The sequence below is a fragment of the Akkermansia sp. UBA7090 genome, from assembly GCF_002493465.1.
Taxonomy (GTDB): Bacteria; Verrucomicrobiota; Verrucomicrobiia; order Verrucomicrobiales; family Akkermansiaceae; genus Akkermansia; species Akkermansia muciniphila_A.
The window spans coordinates 73,400-90,584 of record NZ_DKYW01000019.1 but is presented as its reverse complement, the minus strand read 5'-3'; the positions used below and the strand labels follow the sequence as shown (position 1 = coordinate 90,584).

Annotated in this window: 19 protein-coding genes; 8 read left to right on the top strand and 11 right to left on the bottom strand. The window is 56.7% G+C overall.

Going from position 1 to position 17,185, the window contains the following annotated elements; translation table 11 throughout:
* Window positions 1-13: 13 nt before the first annotated feature.
* Together B3075_RS07135 and B3075_RS07130 are read right to left on the bottom strand one after the other, a co-directional pair.
* A complete protein-coding gene (locus B3075_RS07135) occupies window positions 14-1,390 on the bottom strand; it encodes an FAD-binding oxidoreductase (RefSeq protein WP_290489200.1) in 1,377 nt (458 codons plus the stop codon).
* A 3-nt stretch (window positions 1,391-1,393) separates the two neighbouring features.
* Complete coding sequence (locus B3075_RS07130) at window positions 1,394-1,978, bottom strand: DOMON-like domain-containing protein (RefSeq protein WP_094135318.1); 585 nt, start codon at window positions 1,976-1,978, stop codon at window positions 1,394-1,396.
* 91 nt (window positions 1,979-2,069) lie between these two features.
* On the opposite strand from B3075_RS07130, the gene B3075_RS07125 reads away from it, so the two are divergent.
* The gene (locus tag B3075_RS07125) at window positions 2,070-2,723 is read left to right on the top strand and encodes a hypothetical protein (protein ID WP_290489203.1); all 654 of its coding nucleotides are present in this window, start codon (window positions 2,070-2,072) and stop codon (window positions 2,721-2,723) included.
* A 15-nt stretch (window positions 2,724-2,738) separates the two neighbouring features.
* On the opposite strand, the gene B3075_RS07120 is transcribed toward B3075_RS07125, so the two are convergent.
* Together B3075_RS07120 and B3075_RS07115 are read right to left on the bottom strand one after the other, a co-directional pair.
* Complete coding sequence (locus tag B3075_RS07120) at window positions 2,739-3,461, bottom strand: EpsI family protein (RefSeq protein WP_179218284.1); 723 nt, start codon at window positions 3,459-3,461, stop codon at window positions 2,739-2,741.
* 14 nt (window positions 3,462-3,475) lie between these two features.
* Window positions 3,476-4,426, bottom strand: coding sequence for an exosortase/archaeosortase family protein (locus B3075_RS07115; RefSeq protein ID WP_094135315.1), 951 nt, complete (start codon window positions 4,424-4,426; stop codon window positions 3,476-3,478).
* Between the two features lie 82 nt (window positions 4,427-4,508).
* Here B3075_RS07115 and B3075_RS07110 point away from each other — a divergent pair, with 82 nt between their 5' ends.
* From B3075_RS07110 to hisH, 5 genes are all read left to right on the top strand, one after another.
* Window positions 4,509-5,438: a ribose-phosphate diphosphokinase gene (locus B3075_RS07110; protein ID WP_012420508.1), complete on the top strand. Its 930-nt coding sequence runs from the start codon at window positions 4,509-4,511 to the stop codon at window positions 5,436-5,438.
* Window positions 5,439-5,571: 133 nt separating this feature from the next.
* Window positions 5,572-6,177 (top strand): 50S ribosomal protein L25, encoded by a 606-nt coding sequence (locus B3075_RS07105; protein ID WP_290489208.1) that lies wholly within the window; start codon window positions 5,572-5,574, stop codon window positions 6,175-6,177.
* A gap of 140 nt (window positions 6,178-6,317) precedes the next feature.
* Complete coding sequence (locus B3075_RS07100) at window positions 6,318-7,544, top strand: hypothetical protein (protein WP_290489210.1); 1,227 nt, start codon at window positions 6,318-6,320, stop codon at window positions 7,542-7,544.
* A gap of 286 nt (window positions 7,545-7,830) precedes the next feature.
* On the top strand, window positions 7,831-8,421 hold the full coding sequence (gene hisB, locus B3075_RS07095) for an imidazoleglycerol-phosphate dehydratase HisB (protein ID WP_094135311.1): 591 nt from the start codon (window positions 7,831-7,833) through the stop codon (window positions 8,419-8,421).
* 5 nt (window positions 8,422-8,426) lie between these two features.
* The gene (gene hisH / locus B3075_RS07090; protein ID WP_290489211.1) at window positions 8,427-9,035 is read left to right on the top strand and encodes an imidazole glycerol phosphate synthase subunit HisH; all 609 of its coding nucleotides are present in this window, start codon (window positions 8,427-8,429) and stop codon (window positions 9,033-9,035) included.
* Window positions 9,036-9,323: 288 nt separating this feature from the next.
* Here hisH and rpsF read toward each other — a convergent pair whose 3' ends face one another.
* From rpsF to B3075_RS07070, 4 genes are all read right to left on the bottom strand, one after another.
* Complete coding sequence (gene rpsF / locus B3075_RS07085) at window positions 9,324-9,608, bottom strand: 30S ribosomal protein S6 (protein ID WP_012420513.1); 285 nt, start codon at window positions 9,606-9,608, stop codon at window positions 9,324-9,326.
* A 435-nt stretch (window positions 9,609-10,043) separates the two neighbouring features.
* Complete coding sequence (pdxA, locus tag B3075_RS07080) at window positions 10,044-10,913, bottom strand: 4-hydroxythreonine-4-phosphate dehydrogenase PdxA (RefSeq protein WP_290489213.1); 870 nt, start codon at window positions 10,911-10,913, stop codon at window positions 10,044-10,046.
* A 19-nt stretch (window positions 10,914-10,932) separates the two neighbouring features.
* Window positions 10,933-11,187 carry a hypothetical protein gene (locus tag B3075_RS07075; protein WP_290489215.1) on the bottom strand — a complete coding sequence of 85 codons (255 nt, stop codon included), beginning with the start codon at window positions 11,185-11,187 and terminating at the stop codon, window positions 10,933-10,935.
* Between the two features lie 146 nt (window positions 11,188-11,333).
* On the bottom strand, window positions 11,334-11,744 hold the full coding sequence (locus B3075_RS07070) for a thioredoxin family protein (protein ID WP_290489217.1): 411 nt from the start codon (window positions 11,742-11,744) through the stop codon (window positions 11,334-11,336).
* Between the two features lie 173 nt (window positions 11,745-11,917).
* Here B3075_RS07070 and B3075_RS07065 point away from each other — a divergent pair, with 173 nt between their 5' ends.
* Both B3075_RS07065 and B3075_RS07060 read left to right on the top strand, forming a co-directional pair.
* Window positions 11,918-12,889 carry a D-alanyl-D-alanine carboxypeptidase family protein gene (locus B3075_RS07065; protein WP_094135306.1) on the top strand — a complete coding sequence of 324 codons (972 nt, stop codon included), beginning with the start codon at window positions 11,918-11,920 and terminating at the stop codon, window positions 12,887-12,889.
* Between the two features lie 44 nt (window positions 12,890-12,933).
* Window positions 12,934-14,013, top strand: a complete 1,080-nt coding sequence (locus B3075_RS07060) for a 6-phosphofructokinase (RefSeq protein ID WP_094135305.1) — start codon at window positions 12,934-12,936, stop codon at window positions 14,011-14,013.
* A 77-nt stretch (window positions 14,014-14,090) separates the two neighbouring features.
* Here the strand turns inward: B3075_RS07060 and B3075_RS07055 are convergent, their stop codons facing one another.
* The 3 genes from B3075_RS07055 to B3075_RS07045 all read right to left on the bottom strand — a co-directional run bounded on the left by B3075_RS07055 (window position 14,091) and on the right by B3075_RS07045 (window position 17,175).
* Window positions 14,091-15,197: a DUF805 domain-containing protein gene (locus tag B3075_RS07055; RefSeq protein ID WP_290489221.1), complete on the bottom strand. Its 1,107-nt coding sequence runs from the start codon at window positions 15,195-15,197 to the stop codon at window positions 14,091-14,093.
* 95 nt (window positions 15,198-15,292) lie between these two features.
* The gene (zupT, locus tag B3075_RS07050; RefSeq protein WP_094135303.1) at window positions 15,293-16,105 is read right to left on the bottom strand and encodes a zinc transporter ZupT; all 813 of its coding nucleotides are present in this window, start codon (window positions 16,103-16,105) and stop codon (window positions 15,293-15,295) included.
* A gap of 50 nt (window positions 16,106-16,155) precedes the next feature.
* Complete coding sequence (locus B3075_RS07045; RefSeq protein WP_290489223.1) at window positions 16,156-17,175, bottom strand: thioredoxin family protein; 1,020 nt, start codon at window positions 17,173-17,175, stop codon at window positions 16,156-16,158.
* Between the last annotated feature and the right edge of the window lie 10 nt (window positions 17,176-17,185).

Below are 17,185 nucleotides of genomic sequence, written 5' to 3'. Positions count from 1 at the left end.
AGTTTATTTTACGTTACGGAAGCCCCATTTTTCCAGGATTCAGCAGATTTTTTGGGTCCAGGGCGGATTTGACCAGTTCGTGAAGGTGGAAGGCTCCTTCCCCCACGGCTTCCCGGAACCATTTGGCCTTCGCCAGGCCGATGCCGTGTTCCCCGGTAATGGTGCCTCCGTGCGCCAGCACCCAGTGGAACAACCTGTCCACACAGGCGTCCGCCAGGGCCTTCTTCTCCGGATTCGCGTAATCGTCCACCATGATGTTGGTATGGATATTGCCATCCCCGGAATGGCCGAAACACGCGATGTCCAGCCCTGTTTCCCGGTTCAGGGCCTCGCAGAATTCCACCAGGGCCACCAGGCGCGACCTGGGAATGACGATGTCTTCGTTGAGCTTGGTCATTCCGGTTGCTTTCAGGCTGTAGGAAAATTCCCGGCGGAGCTGCCAGATGGCTTCCGCCTCCGCTTCCGTGTCTGCGCGCAGAATTCCGGTTGCGCCGCATTCCTCCAGCAGGGTGCATAGGGAATCCAGTTCTTCCCGCACGGCAGGCCGTCTACCGTCCACTTCCACAATCAGGTGGCCGCGGCAGCCGGAAGGCAGGGCGCTGTCCCCCAGATAGTTTCGGGCGGCGCGGAGAGTGAAGCTGTCCGTTATTTCCAGGGCGGAAGGAAGGTGCCCGCTGTTCAGGATGCTCTGCACGGCGGCGGCGGCCAGAGGGAATTGCGGGAAGCCGGCGCTGAGCGCGCCGAATGCTTCCGGGTGGGGGATGAGCCTTAAAATTGCCCGCGTGATGATGCCCAGCATTCCTTCCGAACCGATAAAGAGGTCCCCGAGATCGAATCCCGTCTTGTTTTTATGGGTGCGGCCGCCGCATTCCACTACCTCTCCGCTGGCAAGCACCACGGTCAGCCCCAGCACGTAAGCTTTGGTGACTCCGTATTTCAGGCACCTGGGGCCGCCCGCGTTCGTGGCGATGTTTCCCCCGATGCTGCATTCCTTCCTGGAGGCCGGGTCCGGAGGGTAGAACCATCCCAGAGCACGGGCTTCCCGCTGGAGATCCGCTGTGATAACGCCGGGTTCCACTACGGCAACGCCGTCTTCCGGGGATATCTCCAGGATACGGTTCATCCGTTCCAGGGAAAGGCTGATGCCTCCGCGCACGGGAACGCATCCCCCTACGTATCCCACCCCGCCGCCGCGGGCCGTGACGGGAATGTTCATGGAGGATGCGTAGCGCAGCAGCAGGGAGACGTCCTCCGTGCTTTCCGGGAAAACGACTGCCTCCGGCAGCACGGAGGCGTACCATTTGTCTCCGGCGTGCGCCGCCAGCACATCCGGGGCTCCGGAAACTTTTCCAGGCCCCAGAATGCGGGAAATGTCTTCTTTCAAAGACATGGATTATTTGAGAATGGGGGTGCAGAAGCAGTCCGGGCGGTGGAAATCCGGATTGCCGGAAAGATCGTCCGCCGTAGTCAGGAAAATCTGGTCCGGAGTATCCAGGATGAACGTGGCTGCCAGCTTGCAGTCGCGGATGTCCACGCCGCGCAGTTCGTTCAGAGGAATCCGGGCCATGGCGCACCAGCTTTCATCCGTTAAAATGCACTTGGTATCCACAGCCAGCGGAGCGGGAATGTCTTCATTGGCGCGGCGGGTGTCGGAAAAGGCGCAGGCCCACCATGCGCCGTTGGGCGCAAGGTTGAATTCCCAGTAATTGGTGCCGTCTCCGGCGGCCATGAACCATTCCGCCAGGTCGTAACGCCATAATTCCGGCTGGAACTGGCCGGGCCGGGCTTCCGGGTGGATGGTGGCTGCCTTGCTGCGGGAAGCCAGAAACCAGAGAAATTCCCCGTCCGTGGCGAAGGCGAATTCCGCGCTTGGCTCCACATCATAGCCGAACCAGTCGTTGACAAGTTCCTGGCGGGGCAGGGAGGCAAGCTGGTCAAAGCTTCCGTTGAAGGCCCATTGGTGAATGATTACTTGCATACCGCCACATTTGGACAGTTTTCAGGTTTTATCAAGCCAGAACGTCTTACAGGCTTGGATATTGACGTGATTTCTCCATTATGAGGCCGTCATGCATTTTCAAAGGACGCTGAATCGGTTTCCCCGCGAAAATGTCCCCGAATATCTGGCTGTGTTCATCGGCGGTTTCGGGGATATTTGGGCAGGTTGTCTGAGCCGTGTGGAGAAGGGATTTCCCGGTTTTTTGCCGGGTGTGGCGTACGCAACGGCTTATTACCACTGGGATGGAGGCGGCTGCGGCGTGTTTCTGGACAGGTGCGGAAAAATAGCGGTGGAGCTGGAAGAATTGAGAAGGAGATATCCCTGCCTGCCTGTCGTGTTGATAGGACACAGTTACGGAGGCTCCTGCGCGGTGGAAGTAGCCAGGAGCCAGGCGGTTCAGGCTGCTCCGCTTTGCCTCCTGACCATAGACGCCGTGGCGCGCCGGCAAAAGAGCGTGCGTCCGGCCTGTGTGGAATGGTGGGGGAACGCTTACCTGCGGGACGGAGGCGGCTTCATGGACGCGGTGCCCAGAATAGGCGGACGCTGGGGGCATTGCTCCGGGGCTGATGCCAATCTGGCTTTTTCAGGCTTCCGGCGTGACCGGAAGGGCCGCCTTTATTCCCACCGGCGTCCTGCGCCCATGCTTTATGAGCCGCCCGGGGAAGAAGCGTGCAGCCTGTTTCAAGCCGCTTCCTCCTGGCTGGAAGGAAATCTTCCGGGTTGAGCCGCCGGAGTCGTGTTACCGCTTCAATTCATCCCACTTCACCAGTTGGGAGAGAAGTTGGCTGATGAGGCGTTCCGTCTGTTCCCGGGCTTTCTCTTCCGATACCCTGATCTTGTCCCCGTACGTGGTGGAAATCTGGAAATAGCACCAGCGTTGATCCATGCCGTGCAGAACCCTGTCTTTCATATCCATCAGGGTGCGGATCAAGTGGTCTTCCGTCATGTGGCGGTGGCCGATAAATACGTAATAATGCATGCTGTCCAGAATGACAGGTTGCGGATGGTCCGGAGCGATGTTCTGCTGGGATTTCAGCTTGGTCATCCTGATGGTTCCATGGCCTTCCACGGGGACATCCGCCGTGGTCCCCGTCAGGTTAAAGTGGCCCTGGGCCGGAAGGCAGCGTTCCGGACGGTGGATGGAGTTGTTTAAATCATGACCGGATCTAACGATGGAAACGCGGCACAGAACGGGTACGGTTTCCGTCTCATCCAGGCTGATGGGAAGTTCCTGCACGTAATCCGCTTTGGAAAATTCCGTGTCCGGGGCCAGGAGGCTCCGTTCCTGTTCAGATTCCTGACGGCGCGTGCCGTGCCAGCCGTACGGATTCATGCCTGTGGGGAGATCCATGCTGATGGAGGAGTCCTGCACCTCCCCCTTGCGGGGCATCAGGTAAGTGCCGCCGAGCATGACGGCCATCAGGAAAGGGATGATGAGAATTTTGAGCGTTTTAATGTTCATGGCGGCGGGAACGCTTAATGGGACTTGTTCATTTTGACAACCAGTTTCTTTCGTTGTGACGGCTTCCATATCAGCTCCCCGGCCAGCAGGGAGTGGACGGCCGCCAGGCCGAAAAGGCTGATGGGGAAGAAAAACAGCAGGCCGGACCAGTCATGCCAGGTTTTTGACGCAAACTCGGGATCTCCGTATTCCGCCATCACCACGATACTGGTGATGCGGACACCGTTGCCGATGACAGCCAGGGGAATCGCGCTGAGGAAGAGCACACATTTTTTCCAGAATTTCAGGTCGGACAGGTAGGCCCAGGCCGCGGACAGCATGAGCAGCGCCATCAGGGAGCGCATGCCGCTGCACCCTCCTGCAATATTGAAAGCGTCCCAGTGTCCGCCGGTAGAGCGGATATTGGTGCCCTGCAGATAGGTATCTACCCCGAAGACGGTTGCTCCCCAATGCCCCAGCTCCGTCGCGATGATTTGCAGCCCTACCGTAGCCTGCTGGAAGGAGGGCAGGGGGATGCACAGCCAGAAAAAGAGCAGAGGGAAAGCGCACAGCCTGGCGGTTTGCGGTCCGGCCAGATACCAGGCCCCGCCCAGTAAAATCAGGGGAAGAGCGCCTACGGCCACGCGGGGCTGCCCCACGCGGAAAGAAAGCATCAGAAGCATGATCGCCGGGATGAAAAGAATCAGGCCGCGCCAGTCCATGCGTCTGGGAGCCTGGGCAATTTTCTTTCTGGCATGGTACAGCATGAAGGCGATGATAGGAACCACCAGCCAGCCGTGTTCATAATCCGTTTGCTTGTTCCAGGAGGAAATGAGCCACTGGATGCTGGTTTCATTTCCGGATGAACCGAATTCCGGGAATGCCAGATAAGTCAGCGCCAGCAGCAGTGTGCTCACGGCCAGGGAGGCGATCATGGGGGCGGTCAGAAATCTCTCTTTGCCGTCAGGAACGGGGGAATCCATCATGGAGAAAAATTAAATTGTGAGAATTAAGTATTGCGATTATGCGGACCTGTGTTCAGAATGCGTCCGCTTTTCAGTTTCCGGTATGAAGATTATCAGCGGTACAGCACACAGAGAACTTGCGGAGCGCATTGCGCAAAGCGTAGGCATTCAGTTGACGAACGTTACGGTGAATACTTTCCCTGATGGGGAAAGTTTTGTAAAGATAAATGAAAACATCCGGGGCAAGGATGTTTTCCTCATTCAGCCCACCTGCCCGCCCACGAACCATAATATCATGGAATTGTGCGTGATGGTAGATGCCGCCCGCCGCGCCAGTGCCGGACGCATCACGGCTGTTGTTCCCTTCTTCGGGTATGCCCGCCAGGACCGTAAGGACCAGCCCCGCGTTCCCATTACCGCCAAGCTGGTGGCCAATCTGCTGACGGCCGCCGGAGTGGACCGCGTGCTGACCATGGATCTCCATGCCGCCCAGATCCAGGGATTCTTTGATATTCCGGTGGATCACCTGTACGCCGCCCCCGTTTTAATCCGTCACCTGCGCGAACATTATGTTAAAGACCTCAAGAAACTGGTCGTCGTCTCCCCGGATGTGGGCGGCGTGAAAATGGCTCGCGCGTACTCTGACGCGCTGGGTGCGGAATTGGCCATTGTTGCCAAGCACCGCGTCAACGCCACCCATGTGGAAGCCATGAATGTCATTGGTGACGTGGAAGGTCGCGATGCCGTCCTGATTGACGACATGACGGAAACCGCCGGCACTCTGTGCGCTGCCGCCAATATCCTGAAGGAACGGGGAGCCCAGCGCGTGTTCGCCTGCGTTTCCCACGGCGTGCTGGGGGACATGGCCCGCGAACGGATTTCCGGTTCCTGCATTGAACGCGTTCTTACCTCCGACACTGTTCCCATGGCTTATGGCCCCAAGGTGGACTGTGTCAGCGTGGGAGATCTGCTGGGTCATGCCGTGCAGCGCATACATGACGGAGAATCCGTATCATCATTATTTGACATTTAGACAATTTTAGTGCAGAGTCCTGCGCCCTGACCTGAGTACCGGTTTACGCGGGTTCGGAAATCCCGGCGGGGCCTCTGCCTGAACCCGATTAGGAAACATCATCAATCAACACTCAATATTGCCTCTATAAAACATGGCTACATCCCATTCCCTCAAGGCCGAAACGAGAGCCTGCGGCTCCGGTAATCTGAAGCAACTCCGCAGCCAGGGCCTGGTTCCCGGCGTGGTTTACGGTCCCGGTTTTGACAACGTCAATATCCAGGTTGACGCCCGTGAATTTGCCCGCATGCTGGCTTCCGCCGTTTCCGAACACATCCTCGTGGCCCTGGATATCAACGGCAAAATCGTGAAGGTTCTCCTTAAGGAAGTGCAGCACAACCCCATCACCAACGCCTGTCTGCATGTGGACTTCCAGGCTGTGACCGACACCACGGTCATCCATTCCATTGTTCCCGTCATTCTGGAAGGCGATTCTGCCGGCGTGGCTTTGGGCGGCGTTCTGGACCAGACCATTCATGAACTGGCAATTATCTGCCAGGTGAAGGATCTGCCGGAAGCCATTAACGCTGACGTCTCCGGTTTGAAGCTGGGTGAAAGCCTGCGCATTGCCGATCTCAAGCTCCCCTCCGGCGTAACTACGGAACTGGCCGGCGATGTGATCGTCGCTATTGTGGAAGCTCCCCGTGTTTCCGGTGAGGAAGCGGCTCCGGCTGCTGAAGAAGCTGCTGCCGAGAAATAAGTTTGATACATACTGTTTCTTCTTTTCCGGGTCCGGAGCCGTTTTTGCGGCTCCGGGCTTTTTTTTGTCGCCAACAGGGCGTCTTTTGATAAAGTGCAGGATACGTATTTGTCTGATCAATCTGGAAAAGCCTTAGATTTATGAACAAGTCCCTCATATTGGTGTTGGCCGCATTCGTTCCGCTTGCAGCTGCAGATGAAGTAAAACTCAAGGATGGAACCGTTTACAAAAATTGCACGGTAGAAGTGGAAACGCCGGAAAGCGTCAGCCTCCTGGTTCCCGTGTCCGGTGGGATCAAGGAGTCCGTGATCGTGAAGAGGGATTTGATTGAATCCATCAGGAAGGCGACTCCGGATGAACTGGAAGCTGCCCGAATCGGCAAAACATATGCCAAACCGGAAACCATGAATGCCGGGGATTTGGAAAAAGCCTTGGCGGACCTGGACAAGACTATTAAAAAGAATCCCCAGGGGCTCGCCCATGACGCCGCCGTCAAGGCAAGGGCCAGAGTAGTGGTTTTGCTGGAAGAGAAGAAATTGACGGAGGAAGCACAGGCTGCTCAGGATGCCAGGGAGGAGGCGGAAGTGACCGTGCGCACCAAATACGATCATGAAGCCAACAAATTGCTGAAGCGTTTCAAGGCGCTTGCCGTGCGCAATCCATACCGGGCCATGGCCGTGTATGACCGCTTGCGCGACGGTTATCCCGGTTCCGCCGCTCTGGCGGATGCCTATCCGGATGCCGCCAGAATTGCCGGACAGCTCAACCGTAAGCTGGAGGTCATGATCGCCGCCAAGGAAAAGTCCCTGGAGAAGGAACGAGAAGCCCTGAGAAAAGAGGAAGAGAAGCGCCGCGGAAATCCCAAATTGACAAAGGAACAGCGTCAGGAGCTGATGGATGCTTTCCAGAAAAGGCAGACTGCCATCCGGGAACGTGAAAACCAGCTCACGGAAGTGTACCGTGCTTTGCGCAAGAAGGTCAAGGAACGCGGGGACCGGTGGTTTGAACCTACGGCAGGTTCTTTGGAAGCCATGAGAGACCTTAAACTGGTAGCCGCTACGGATGCGGAACGCTTAAAAAAACAGGACCCGGAAAACGGAGCCGGTTCCGCTGCGCTGGAAAAGGCCTGGAATCTGTGTGACGAGAAAAAATTTGACGAGGCTATGGAGGTTCTGACGGAGCTCCGGACCGCCCGGGTTCCCAGGGAATACTATGAGGAACTGACGGAAACGGTGCGCGTGGGATTGCGGGAACAGCGTGCCCGTGAACGTGCCGAACGTGCGGAAGCGGCGCGCAAAGCCCGTGAAGACCGGGATAAGAAGCGCCAGAAGGAAAGAGACGAGGCGGCCAAGGCCCAAAAGAAATAATTCTGCCGTTTTCCGGAGAAAACGCTCCAGGGAAACATGTCGGAAATAGCGTTTGCGGATGGGATGGATCAAGTATGGGTTGATTCCATCCTGTCCGTCAGGCTTGCCGTCCGTCGGTTTTGCGCAATTCGTTGTTAAAGATTCCTGAAATTTTTCTGTCGGAGCGGGGTCGGAGGCGTGTTCCTTTGACGGTCTGCGTGGTTTTTTGCGGGAAGAAGAGGGCAAATCTTTTCCCATGCGATATTTCCTGCTTTCTTCCGCCGCGTCTTCAGTATAGAAGTGCTGCATGAGGAACGCTTCTTGCAAACGGGTCACAGGTGAAACGGACATCAGCATGGAACTGAACCTGGACGGCACGGGATGCGCCGCCGTCGCAACGGGGCATGCGTTTTTTGACCACATGCTGGACTTACTGGCCCGCCATTCCCTGATGGACCTGACCCTTCAGGCCCGCGGAGACCTGGAAGTGGACGCCCACCACACGGTGGAGGATGTGGGAATCGTTTTGGGGGAATGCCTTAAAAATGCGCTGGGGGACAAAAAGGGCATTGTCCGCTACGGCTGTTCCTACCTGCCCATGGATGAAACTCTTACGCGCGTGGTGATGGATTTGAGCAACCGCCCGTATGTTGCTTTCCGTATTCCGGAAGGCGGTTTGCCGGATGCTCCCAACTTTCCGCTGACCCTTTGCGAGGAATTCTGCCGCGCGCTGGCCAATAACCTGCGTTGCAACCTGCATGTGGAAGTGCTTTACGGCAGGGATGGCCACCACATTGCGGAATCTGTCTTCAAGGGCATCGCGCATGCGTTGCGGCAGGCTGCGGCGATTGATCCCCGGGCCGCAGGGACGCTGCCTTCAACCAAGGGAATGCTGTAAAATACATGAAACTTGGAGTGATTGATTACGGTGCGGGCAATCTCCGCAGTGTGCTGAACACCTTTGAGGCCGCCGGTGTGACCGGTCACCTGGTGCGTACGCCGGAAGATGCGGCGGGCGTAACCCATTTGGTTCTTCCAGGCGTGGGCGCCTTCGGCGACTGTGCGGAAAAGCTGCGCCGCCAGAATCTGGTGCCCCTGGTTCGGGAGTGGATAGAGCGGGACAGGCCTTTTCTGGGCATTTGCGTGGGCTATCAGGTCCTTTTTGAAAGCGGGGAGGAAGACGAACAGGTCCCCGGACTGGGAATCCTCAAGGGGCGCGTGGTCCGGTTTTCGGAATCGGAACTCAAGGTGCCTCACATGGGTTGGAACAGCGTGGCTCTAGCCGATCCCGCCGATCCCATCTGGAAAGGCATGGGGCAGGAACCGTACTTTTATTTCGTGCATTCCTATTATCCTCAGCCGGAGGATGAATCCCTGATTGCCGCTTTCTGCACCTACGGCGTGCGTTTTGCGGCCGCTGTCAGATGCGGCAATCTGGTCGCCACCCAGTTTCATCCGGAAAAGAGCCAGAAACTGGGCGTGAAACTGCTGGAAAACTTTATTTCCCTGTAAGGCGGAAATTGCCGGCTCACAGGTTGCCGGCTCTTTTTTCTGACAGAAGGGGGCAGGAGGGACGATGAATCAAATGAAGCGTGATTCTCGAAGAGCGGCCGATTAGTCTCTTATTGCCGGTTCCTGATCAATATTGCTTTAGAGGCGGGGAATATTTGTTGAGCAGGGTGCTTTGCCTTCAGAGGGGAAGGGAGGGCAGTTCATAAGAAAAAAAGAACCGCCCCTTCACGGGAGCGGTCCTTTTGGTAAAAAAGCAAGGAGCGGAAACTTCGTCCGCATGGGCCTGATTTAGCCGAGCACCTTGTAATACTGAAGGTGAATCTGGGGATTCAGGCGAAGGCGTTCGCGGATGGGCCTGATGGCGGAAGGTTCCGCAGAGAACGTGTAGGTCACATACTGCCCGGCGGAAAGGTGGTTGGATTCGTAGGCGAATTCGCGGCGGCCGGCGTTTTCCGTGGCGGTGATGTCGGCGCCTTCTTCCTTCATCGCGGCGGCTACGGTGCTGATCAACTCTTCAACGGGAGTTTCCGTACCCTTCATGTTGAATACGATAAGAGCTTCGTAATTTCTCATGGTCTTGTGATAATTAAAAATGTGTCGTGCGAACGGTGCGCACCTTGCGGGCAAGTAAGGTGCAATGATTGCCTTCAGAAAGCAAGCCTATTTTTTACCTTGTTTCCGGGAACATGCCGTTTCCTGCGTTTTACCCTCTCTGAGTCACAGAAGAATTGTTCTGCATGGCGTTTCCTGCCGGCGGCCTTTGCTGTAGGAGAGACGATTCCAGCGTTCGCTTGGCGGGTGCCGTACGGAAAAGAGTGGACGCCGCAACTTAGGATATGATCTTTTCCCCGGTAAAGGATTCCTTTTCCTGCAAAAAAAGGGAGGAACTGGCGGGAGGCAGATCCGCTGGAGCGGTTGCTGCCACGGGCTGAAGGGCTTTGTTCCCCTCCGGAACAGCTTTGCCTTGCGCAGGGTGTGGCGGGAAGAGCTCCGGAAAGAAGAAAAACGTTAACGCGTCTGCGCCATCTGTACGGCCAGCTGGAAAGCGTGGATGGTGCTGGACGGATTGGCCTTTCCGGCGCCCGCCAGGTTGAAGGCGGTTCCGTGGTCCGGGCTCAGCCGGGGGCGGGGCAGGCCCAGGGTGACGTTGACGGCAGTATGGAAGTCCACCAGCTTCAGAGGAATCAATCCCTGGTCATGGTAAGGGGCCAGCACGGCGTCATAGTTCCCTTCCACGGCATCCCGGTACACGCAGTCCGGGACGGAAGGCCCGTCAAATGCGGCATCCGTATTGATCCTCCTCAGTCGTTCCACGGCCGGGGCAATGATGGCTTCGTCTTCATCGCCGAAAGCGCCGTGTTCCCCGGCGTGGGGGTTCAGGGCTGCCAGGGCGATACGCGGGCGCATGATTCCCTTGCGGATGCAGAAGTCTTTCAGCAGGGTTCCGATGCGGACCAGTTCCTCTGTTTTCAGCAGGGACGGCACGCTTTGGAGGGAGGTGTGGATGGTTGCCAGCCCCACCGTCAACCGTTTTCCGGTCAGGCACATGGCGTAATTGTTCGTTTCCAGGCGTTCTGCAAAGAATTCCGTCTGCCCCGGCCAGCGGAAGCCTGCCTCATGCAGGGTTTCCTTGCAGACGGGGGCGGTGACGACAGCGTCCACCGTTCCTTCCCGCAGGGCATGGGCCGCCTGTTCCAGATGGTCGAAGGCGTGTTTGGCGGATTCCGCGTTAGGCCTGCCCAGGGGAAGATTCTCTCTCTTGCCGATGAGGCGGTATTCCGCGCCTTCCGGGAGTTCTCCGGAAGCAAGCGCGGCGGAAATGACTTCCGGGCCTATGCCCGACTGGTCGCCCAGCGTGTATCCAATGACCGGTTTCATGATTCGGAAAGGGGCGTGATTACAATTCCGTGGCTTCCGGCATTCCGGTAGCGGGAATTTCTTCCGCGGGGGAAACAGGAGTTTTTTCCTCCGGAACAGCCTGCAGGGCTGCCGCCCGTTTCTCCATGTTGATGACCTGTATCGTTTTTTCCGGCTCGTCAGGGTTGCGGAGTTCGAATTCCAGGTGGGAGTTGGTGGACCAGTGATAATAAATGGTGACGCCGAGGGCCGCCAGCACCAGAATCAGGAGAATGGAACCGAAGAAGGAGCGCATGCCTCTACTGTGTGCCGGAGGAAAGGGGAATTCAAGAAATTATCAAGACCGCCTGCGTGGGCTGGCAAACGCCGTTAACAGCCGTACACCTTCATTTCCTGAAAGAGGATGGACGCGCAAAAAGAGGCGCCCCGGCATGAGAATATTCAGGACAGGATTTTCATCGCGAGGAACAGGATCATGAGCAGGATGGCAAAACCGATGATTCTGCCCGCCATGCTGCCGTTCTTTCCGTCCTGTACGCACATGGGGCAGTTTTCCGGGCCGTTTATGCCGCTGCATCCCATGCCGCACGCTCCGCAGGGGGAATCCTCTTCCCGTTCCTGCAGGTGGTCTTTGAGTAGGAGTTCCAGCTCGCGCACGGAAGGCTCCACGCCGGAAACGACGATTTTCCCGTCAATGGCGAGTGCGGGCAGAGGCGCCCCAATCTGCTCCGGAACGGTTTCCGCGGTTCGCATCTCCGCATTAATGCCCAGATGGTCCAACGCCTGGAGGGTATTGGCGCGCAGGATGTCTCCCGGGCAGTCCCGGCTGTAAAAAAGCTGAATGCTGGTCATGGCGCTGGGTATGTCAGGAACGCTTCCGTTCGGGAAGACTCTTCCCACAACAAATAGGACGGAGCCCCAAAGGTCAATGCGTTTTTCCGTGTCATGACATATAAGTGTTGTACGGAAAATATTTTAGACTTTTCAAATGAGGAGGGAATGGGCACTATCCCGCCGGTCCCGCCATGAAAAAGCTATCTCTATTCTTTTTGACCCTGGCCTGTGTATTCCAGTTTTCCGCCCAGGCGCAGGAACGGCCCAGTTACATTGCCATTGAGGCCAATTCCGGCAAGCTTCTTTTCAGCTCCAACGCAGAAGCAAAAAGACCCGTGGCCAGTCTTTCCCAGGTAGCCACAGCCATGGTGACTTTGGACTGGGTGGCCCGTACGCGGTTGCCGCTGGACACTTTCATTGCCGTGCCCCAGGAAGCTTTTGGTCTCCGTGCGGGCAATCCCATGGATCTTCAGCCGGGAGACCGCCTGACGCTCCGGGACGCTTTGTATTCCACCCTGCTGGGCTCGGACAATGTGTCCGCCCTGACTATTGCCTCCTTTGTCGGTCGGGACCTGGTGTCCCGCCGGGGCGGGGGCGCCCCCATTGCCGCTTTCGTGGGGGAAATGAACAATCTGGCCCGTTCGTTGAGGATGTCCAAAACGCACTTTACCGCTCCCCACGGGCTGGACGCCGGAAACTCCGTTTCCACTTCCTGCGCGCTGGATATGGCCCTGTTGGGCGTTTACAGCATGCAAAACCCGGCTTTTTGCTACATTGTTTCCCAGGCGAGCCGACGCATTGAAGTGCAGTCCCAGACCAAGGGCAGGACGATGTATGATATTTCCAACAACAACAAACTCATGAGCGCTTCCGGTGTGGACGGCATCAAGGCGGGCACCTCCCGCGCCGCCGGCTCCTGCCTGTTGCTCAGCGTGACGCGCAACGCGATTTCCCGCCGCAGCCCTCAAACGGGGACGGAAGTGATTTATCCGCAACGCATGATTATTGCGGTTCTTGGTTCTGCAAACCGCTATTCCCTCGCCAGGGAAATGATGAATACCGGCTGGCGCGTTTGGGAAAACTGGCAGGCTTCCGGCATGGACATGAAGGATCCCAAGGAATTTGTCCAGCTTCCTATGAAATCTGCTTCACAAAGGAGATAGGAAGTAGACGGGAACGGAATTTTTTGCTATAAGAGCCGTCTAATATGAACATCGGTGTTTTGAATAGCGGGGGCGACTCCCCCGGATTGAATGCAGTTATTGAAGGTGTTGTGGGCGCGGCTTCCCGTCGCGGCTGGAACGTTGTGGGCTTTTACGACGGTTTTGAAGGGCTTTTGTCCGAGGAAGGGGATGAACGGTTTGAATGGCTGACCCCTGTCGCCTGCCGCGGATTGCGCGCCAAGGGGGGCACCATTCTGGGAACCGTGAACAAAGGCAACTTTGCCATCAAGGTGGGCGTGGACCAAAAGGGGTCTATCGAACCCGCAGTGCTGGAAAAAACAAAGGCCACTGTCCGCCGGCTGGGGCTGGATGCCTTGATCGTCGTGGGCGGAGACGGCTCCCAGTCCACGGCCCTGTTGCTTTCCGAGATAGGGCTTCCCGTAGTTGGAGTGCCCAAAACTATTGATAATGACCTGGGCGCCACCGATGTCACTTTCGGCTTCTACAGCGCCGTTTCCATTGTTTCCGAATCTTTGGACCGTCTGGAAACCACCGCGAACGCGCACCAGCGCATGATGGTGGTGGAAGTGATGGGGCGGCATGCGGGCTGGATTGCTTTGGAAGGCGGCATCGCAGGAAGTGCGGATGTTATTCTTCTGCCGGAAATTCCTTTTTCCCTTGAAAACGTGGTGGAATGCATCAAGGCGCGCAAGGCTGCCGGACAGCGGGAAATCCTGGTAGTGGTGTCTGAAGGAGCCCGTCTGGCGGACGAACTGGTATTGCTGGATGAAAAGACCCAGGGGGAAGTGCGCCTGGGAGGCATCGGCAAGGTGGTTTCCAAAAAACTGGAAGAAGCCACTGGGATTGAAACTCGCTCCTGCGTGCTGGGCCATATCCAGCGCGGCGGTTCTCCCTGTTCCTATGACCGGATTCTGGGAGCCCGGTTCGGCAGTTATGCTGTGGAACTGGTGGAAAAGCGCCAGTTCAGCTGCATGGTTGCCCTCCGCGGGACGCAGATGACTGCCGTACCCATTGAGGAAGCCGTGAAAACCTTGAAACGGGTAGACCCCGATTGCCAGCTGGTGCGCACGGCTCGCGATTTGGGCGTATGCTTTGGGGACTGACGTTCTCCGGTTGCGTCACGAGGAAAACTGATTGTTACCCGGTGGGGCTTTGCTTGTCTTTCAACCGTATCCTGGAATCAGGATACGGTTATTTTTTGTGGAAGCGCGCCGTATTCATTGGGGCCTGGAGAGCTTTTAAGAAGCATCATGGACAGGAAGAGGATGGAAAGCAAATCCATCAGGCTGGACACCATTCCCAGGTAGTTCAGGTAGGGCGCCATATCTTCCGGGACCAGGCGCAGCAGGAAAATCAGCAGGAAAGTGACGATGAAAATAAGAATGGGAATCAGGATGAATTTTCCGCTCAGATTGCTGTCATGCAGGCGGCGCACGGCGACCGGCAGATTGAAGAGAATATTGAGCCCCGCCACAGCCGCCAGAAGCTCCAGGGAAAGCATGCTCAGCTCTCCGGATTGATAGAAGAAGTAAAAGGTGGGATTGAAGCAGGAATGAGCCAGCAGGATCAGAGCATCTTGCGGATGGGCGGCATACAACAGGATTTGGAGGGCAGGAGAGGTGTAGAAACCCGTCGGATGGCTGTCAACATCTACCATGCTGTAGCCCAGCGGCAGGAACAGGAGGATGGAGAGGAGGAAAAAAGACCAGAATTCCGACCGGGACGCGCGTCCTGCCACCGTATTCAGTTTTCTCAGGCTGATGAGCCAGTAAAGGTAAAACGGGGTCAGCGGCTGTCCTTTCAATTCTCCGGCAGGGGAATCAGCCGGTTGGGGCTCCGGACGGCGGCTGTATTTGTTGCCGTCCGCCTTTCTTTCTCCCAGCGTCAGATAAAAAAAGGTCAGGTGTCCCAGTCCGAAGGGAATAAAAAGGGTAAGAAGCCAGAGCCCGCTCCTGCCTGTATCATGCAGGCGCCTGAACGCGGCTGAGATGCTTGGGATGAGCAACACCGCCCACAGGAGGATGGTTAAAGCGTCTCCGTAGATGCTCAATCTTGTATCCGGAATGTGCAGCCAGTCCGTCAGGATATACCCCGCCAGGGCTGGAATCAGCGCCAGAAGGGGAAGAGCCATGAACCACCAGAATTCCGCCCGGGAAGCGCAGCCCCGAAAATTCGCATAATGAAGAAAACCTTTTTTCCAGCAGGAGAGGGGGGAAGAAAAGGAAGATGCCTGCGTGGAAACTGGAGAAACGGCAGGAGAAGCAGGAGAAGCAGGAGATTCCGGCATGGATAAAAAGGGGGGTTCCGTTTAGACTCCCTGATGCCGGGGAATGCTCAATGCGCCTGCGCCCAGGACACGGAAATTTTTCTCCTGAAACAGGTTTAGATCAGGACAATGGCCATCAGCAGCATTCCGGCGATGATGCCCATGATGGAAATGTGATGGTGTCCCCAGCGTTCCGCCATGGGCAGCAGTTCGTCAAAGGAGATGAAGACCATGATGCCTGCAACGGAGGCGAAGAGAACCGCGAGTACGGTAGGTGTGAGGAAGTGGAACAGGAAGAACATGGCGATGGCTGCTCCCATCGGTTCCGCCAGGCCGGAGAGGAAGGAATAACAGAGGGCCTTTTTACGGCTGCCCGTACCGTAGTAAAGAGGTACCGCCACGGCGATTCCTTCCGGAATGTTATGGACGGCTACGGCCAGGGCGATGGAGGTGCCCAAGGTCAGGGAGTCCAATCCGGCGGCAAAAGTGGCGATTCCTTCCGGAAAATTGTGGATGCCGATAGCCAGGGCGAACAGAATTCCGGACCTTTTAATTCGGGAGGAGGAAAATTCACCGCTGGCTTGTCCATGGATATCTTCCGGGCCGCGCGCTTCGTGCGGGTTTTCGTCTTCCGGAACCAGATAGTCAATGAGAGCCGCCACGGCAATTCCTCCGAAGAAGGAAGCAATGGCAATCCAGGAGCCTGCCGTATGGCCTTCGAACTCCATCAACCTGTGCTGGGCTTCTCCCAGCAGCTCCACCAGGGAGATATATACCATGACTCCGCCGGATAATCCCAGAACGAAAGTAAGTGCCTTCGTGTCCGTCCTTTTCATGAAGAAGGCGATGAAGCCTCCTATGCCGGTGGCGAGACCTGCCAGTGTGGTGAGCAGGAAGACAACGAGAATGTGATTGGCGGAAAGGTCCATGCGTGCATCTGCCGGGCAGGGATGCCCCTGACAGTAAAGAGAGGGTTGTTTTATTTCGCGGATGCCGGGGGAACAATCATTTTCACGGCCCTGATAGCGCCGGGGGGCAGGGGTGGTTCTTCCCCCGGCTTCAGGTGGCCCCGTTCCTTTTTGATTTCAGGCAGCTTGTCCAGAAGCCTGCTGAACGCTTTTCCTTCAAAACTTTCCGGAAGGAGCGCAGCGCCTTCTTGGAGAAGCCGTTCCAATTCATTGACCCTGTTTTGCTGCATGAGCAGGTTCACTTTTTGCATAAGAACGGCTTGTTTGACTTCCGGAAGAAGCCCGTTCTTTTTCAAGTAACTGTCCATGATGGAAAGCGCTTCATCAGGATTTTGTTCCGCCAGAATGTGAACGTTTTTCCGGCGGAACGTATCGGCCCATTCCAATATCTGGGCATGGAGCAGATTGTTCCTGTTCAGTTCGGAAAGAATTCCTGAAGCGTCCTGCGGGTCCAGTTTTTCCAGTTCTGCCAGAGCCGGCTTGTAGAAAGTGCGGATGCTGGATTGGGGAACCGTTTTCAGCAACTGGACCAGCGTGTCCCGCCGCTGCCGGTCAGTGAGTTTTTTCTCCAGCTTGTCCGTCAGGGCCTGCTGCGTGTTGAGCGCTTCCTCCGCTTTTTTCGTATCCTGCATAACCTGGTCAGGATTGGCGTAACCTGTGACGGTGTGGACGGGGCGCCCATGGGCGTCCGCAAACACCAGCGTGGGGAATCCGGTGATGCCGTAGGATTTTTTATAGTTTTCCAGAGAAGACTTTGTTTGTGCGTCCTGCTGTTTTTTACGCGGGTAGTCCAGCTCCACGGGAATAAAGGAACGGGAGATGGCTGTCTGAATCTCGGGAAGGGCAAGAGCCTGTTTTTTCTGCATGATGCAGGCTCCGCACCAGTCGGAACCGGTGAATTCCAGCATCACTCCCTTATTCTGCGCGGCAGCTTTCTGCATGGCTTCCGCGGGGTTCGCGCACCATGTTTCGGAGGCGCCGGCACCCCAGGCTAGGAATATGGCCGCAAGGGGATATATGATTTTTTTCATGGCGGGAGTT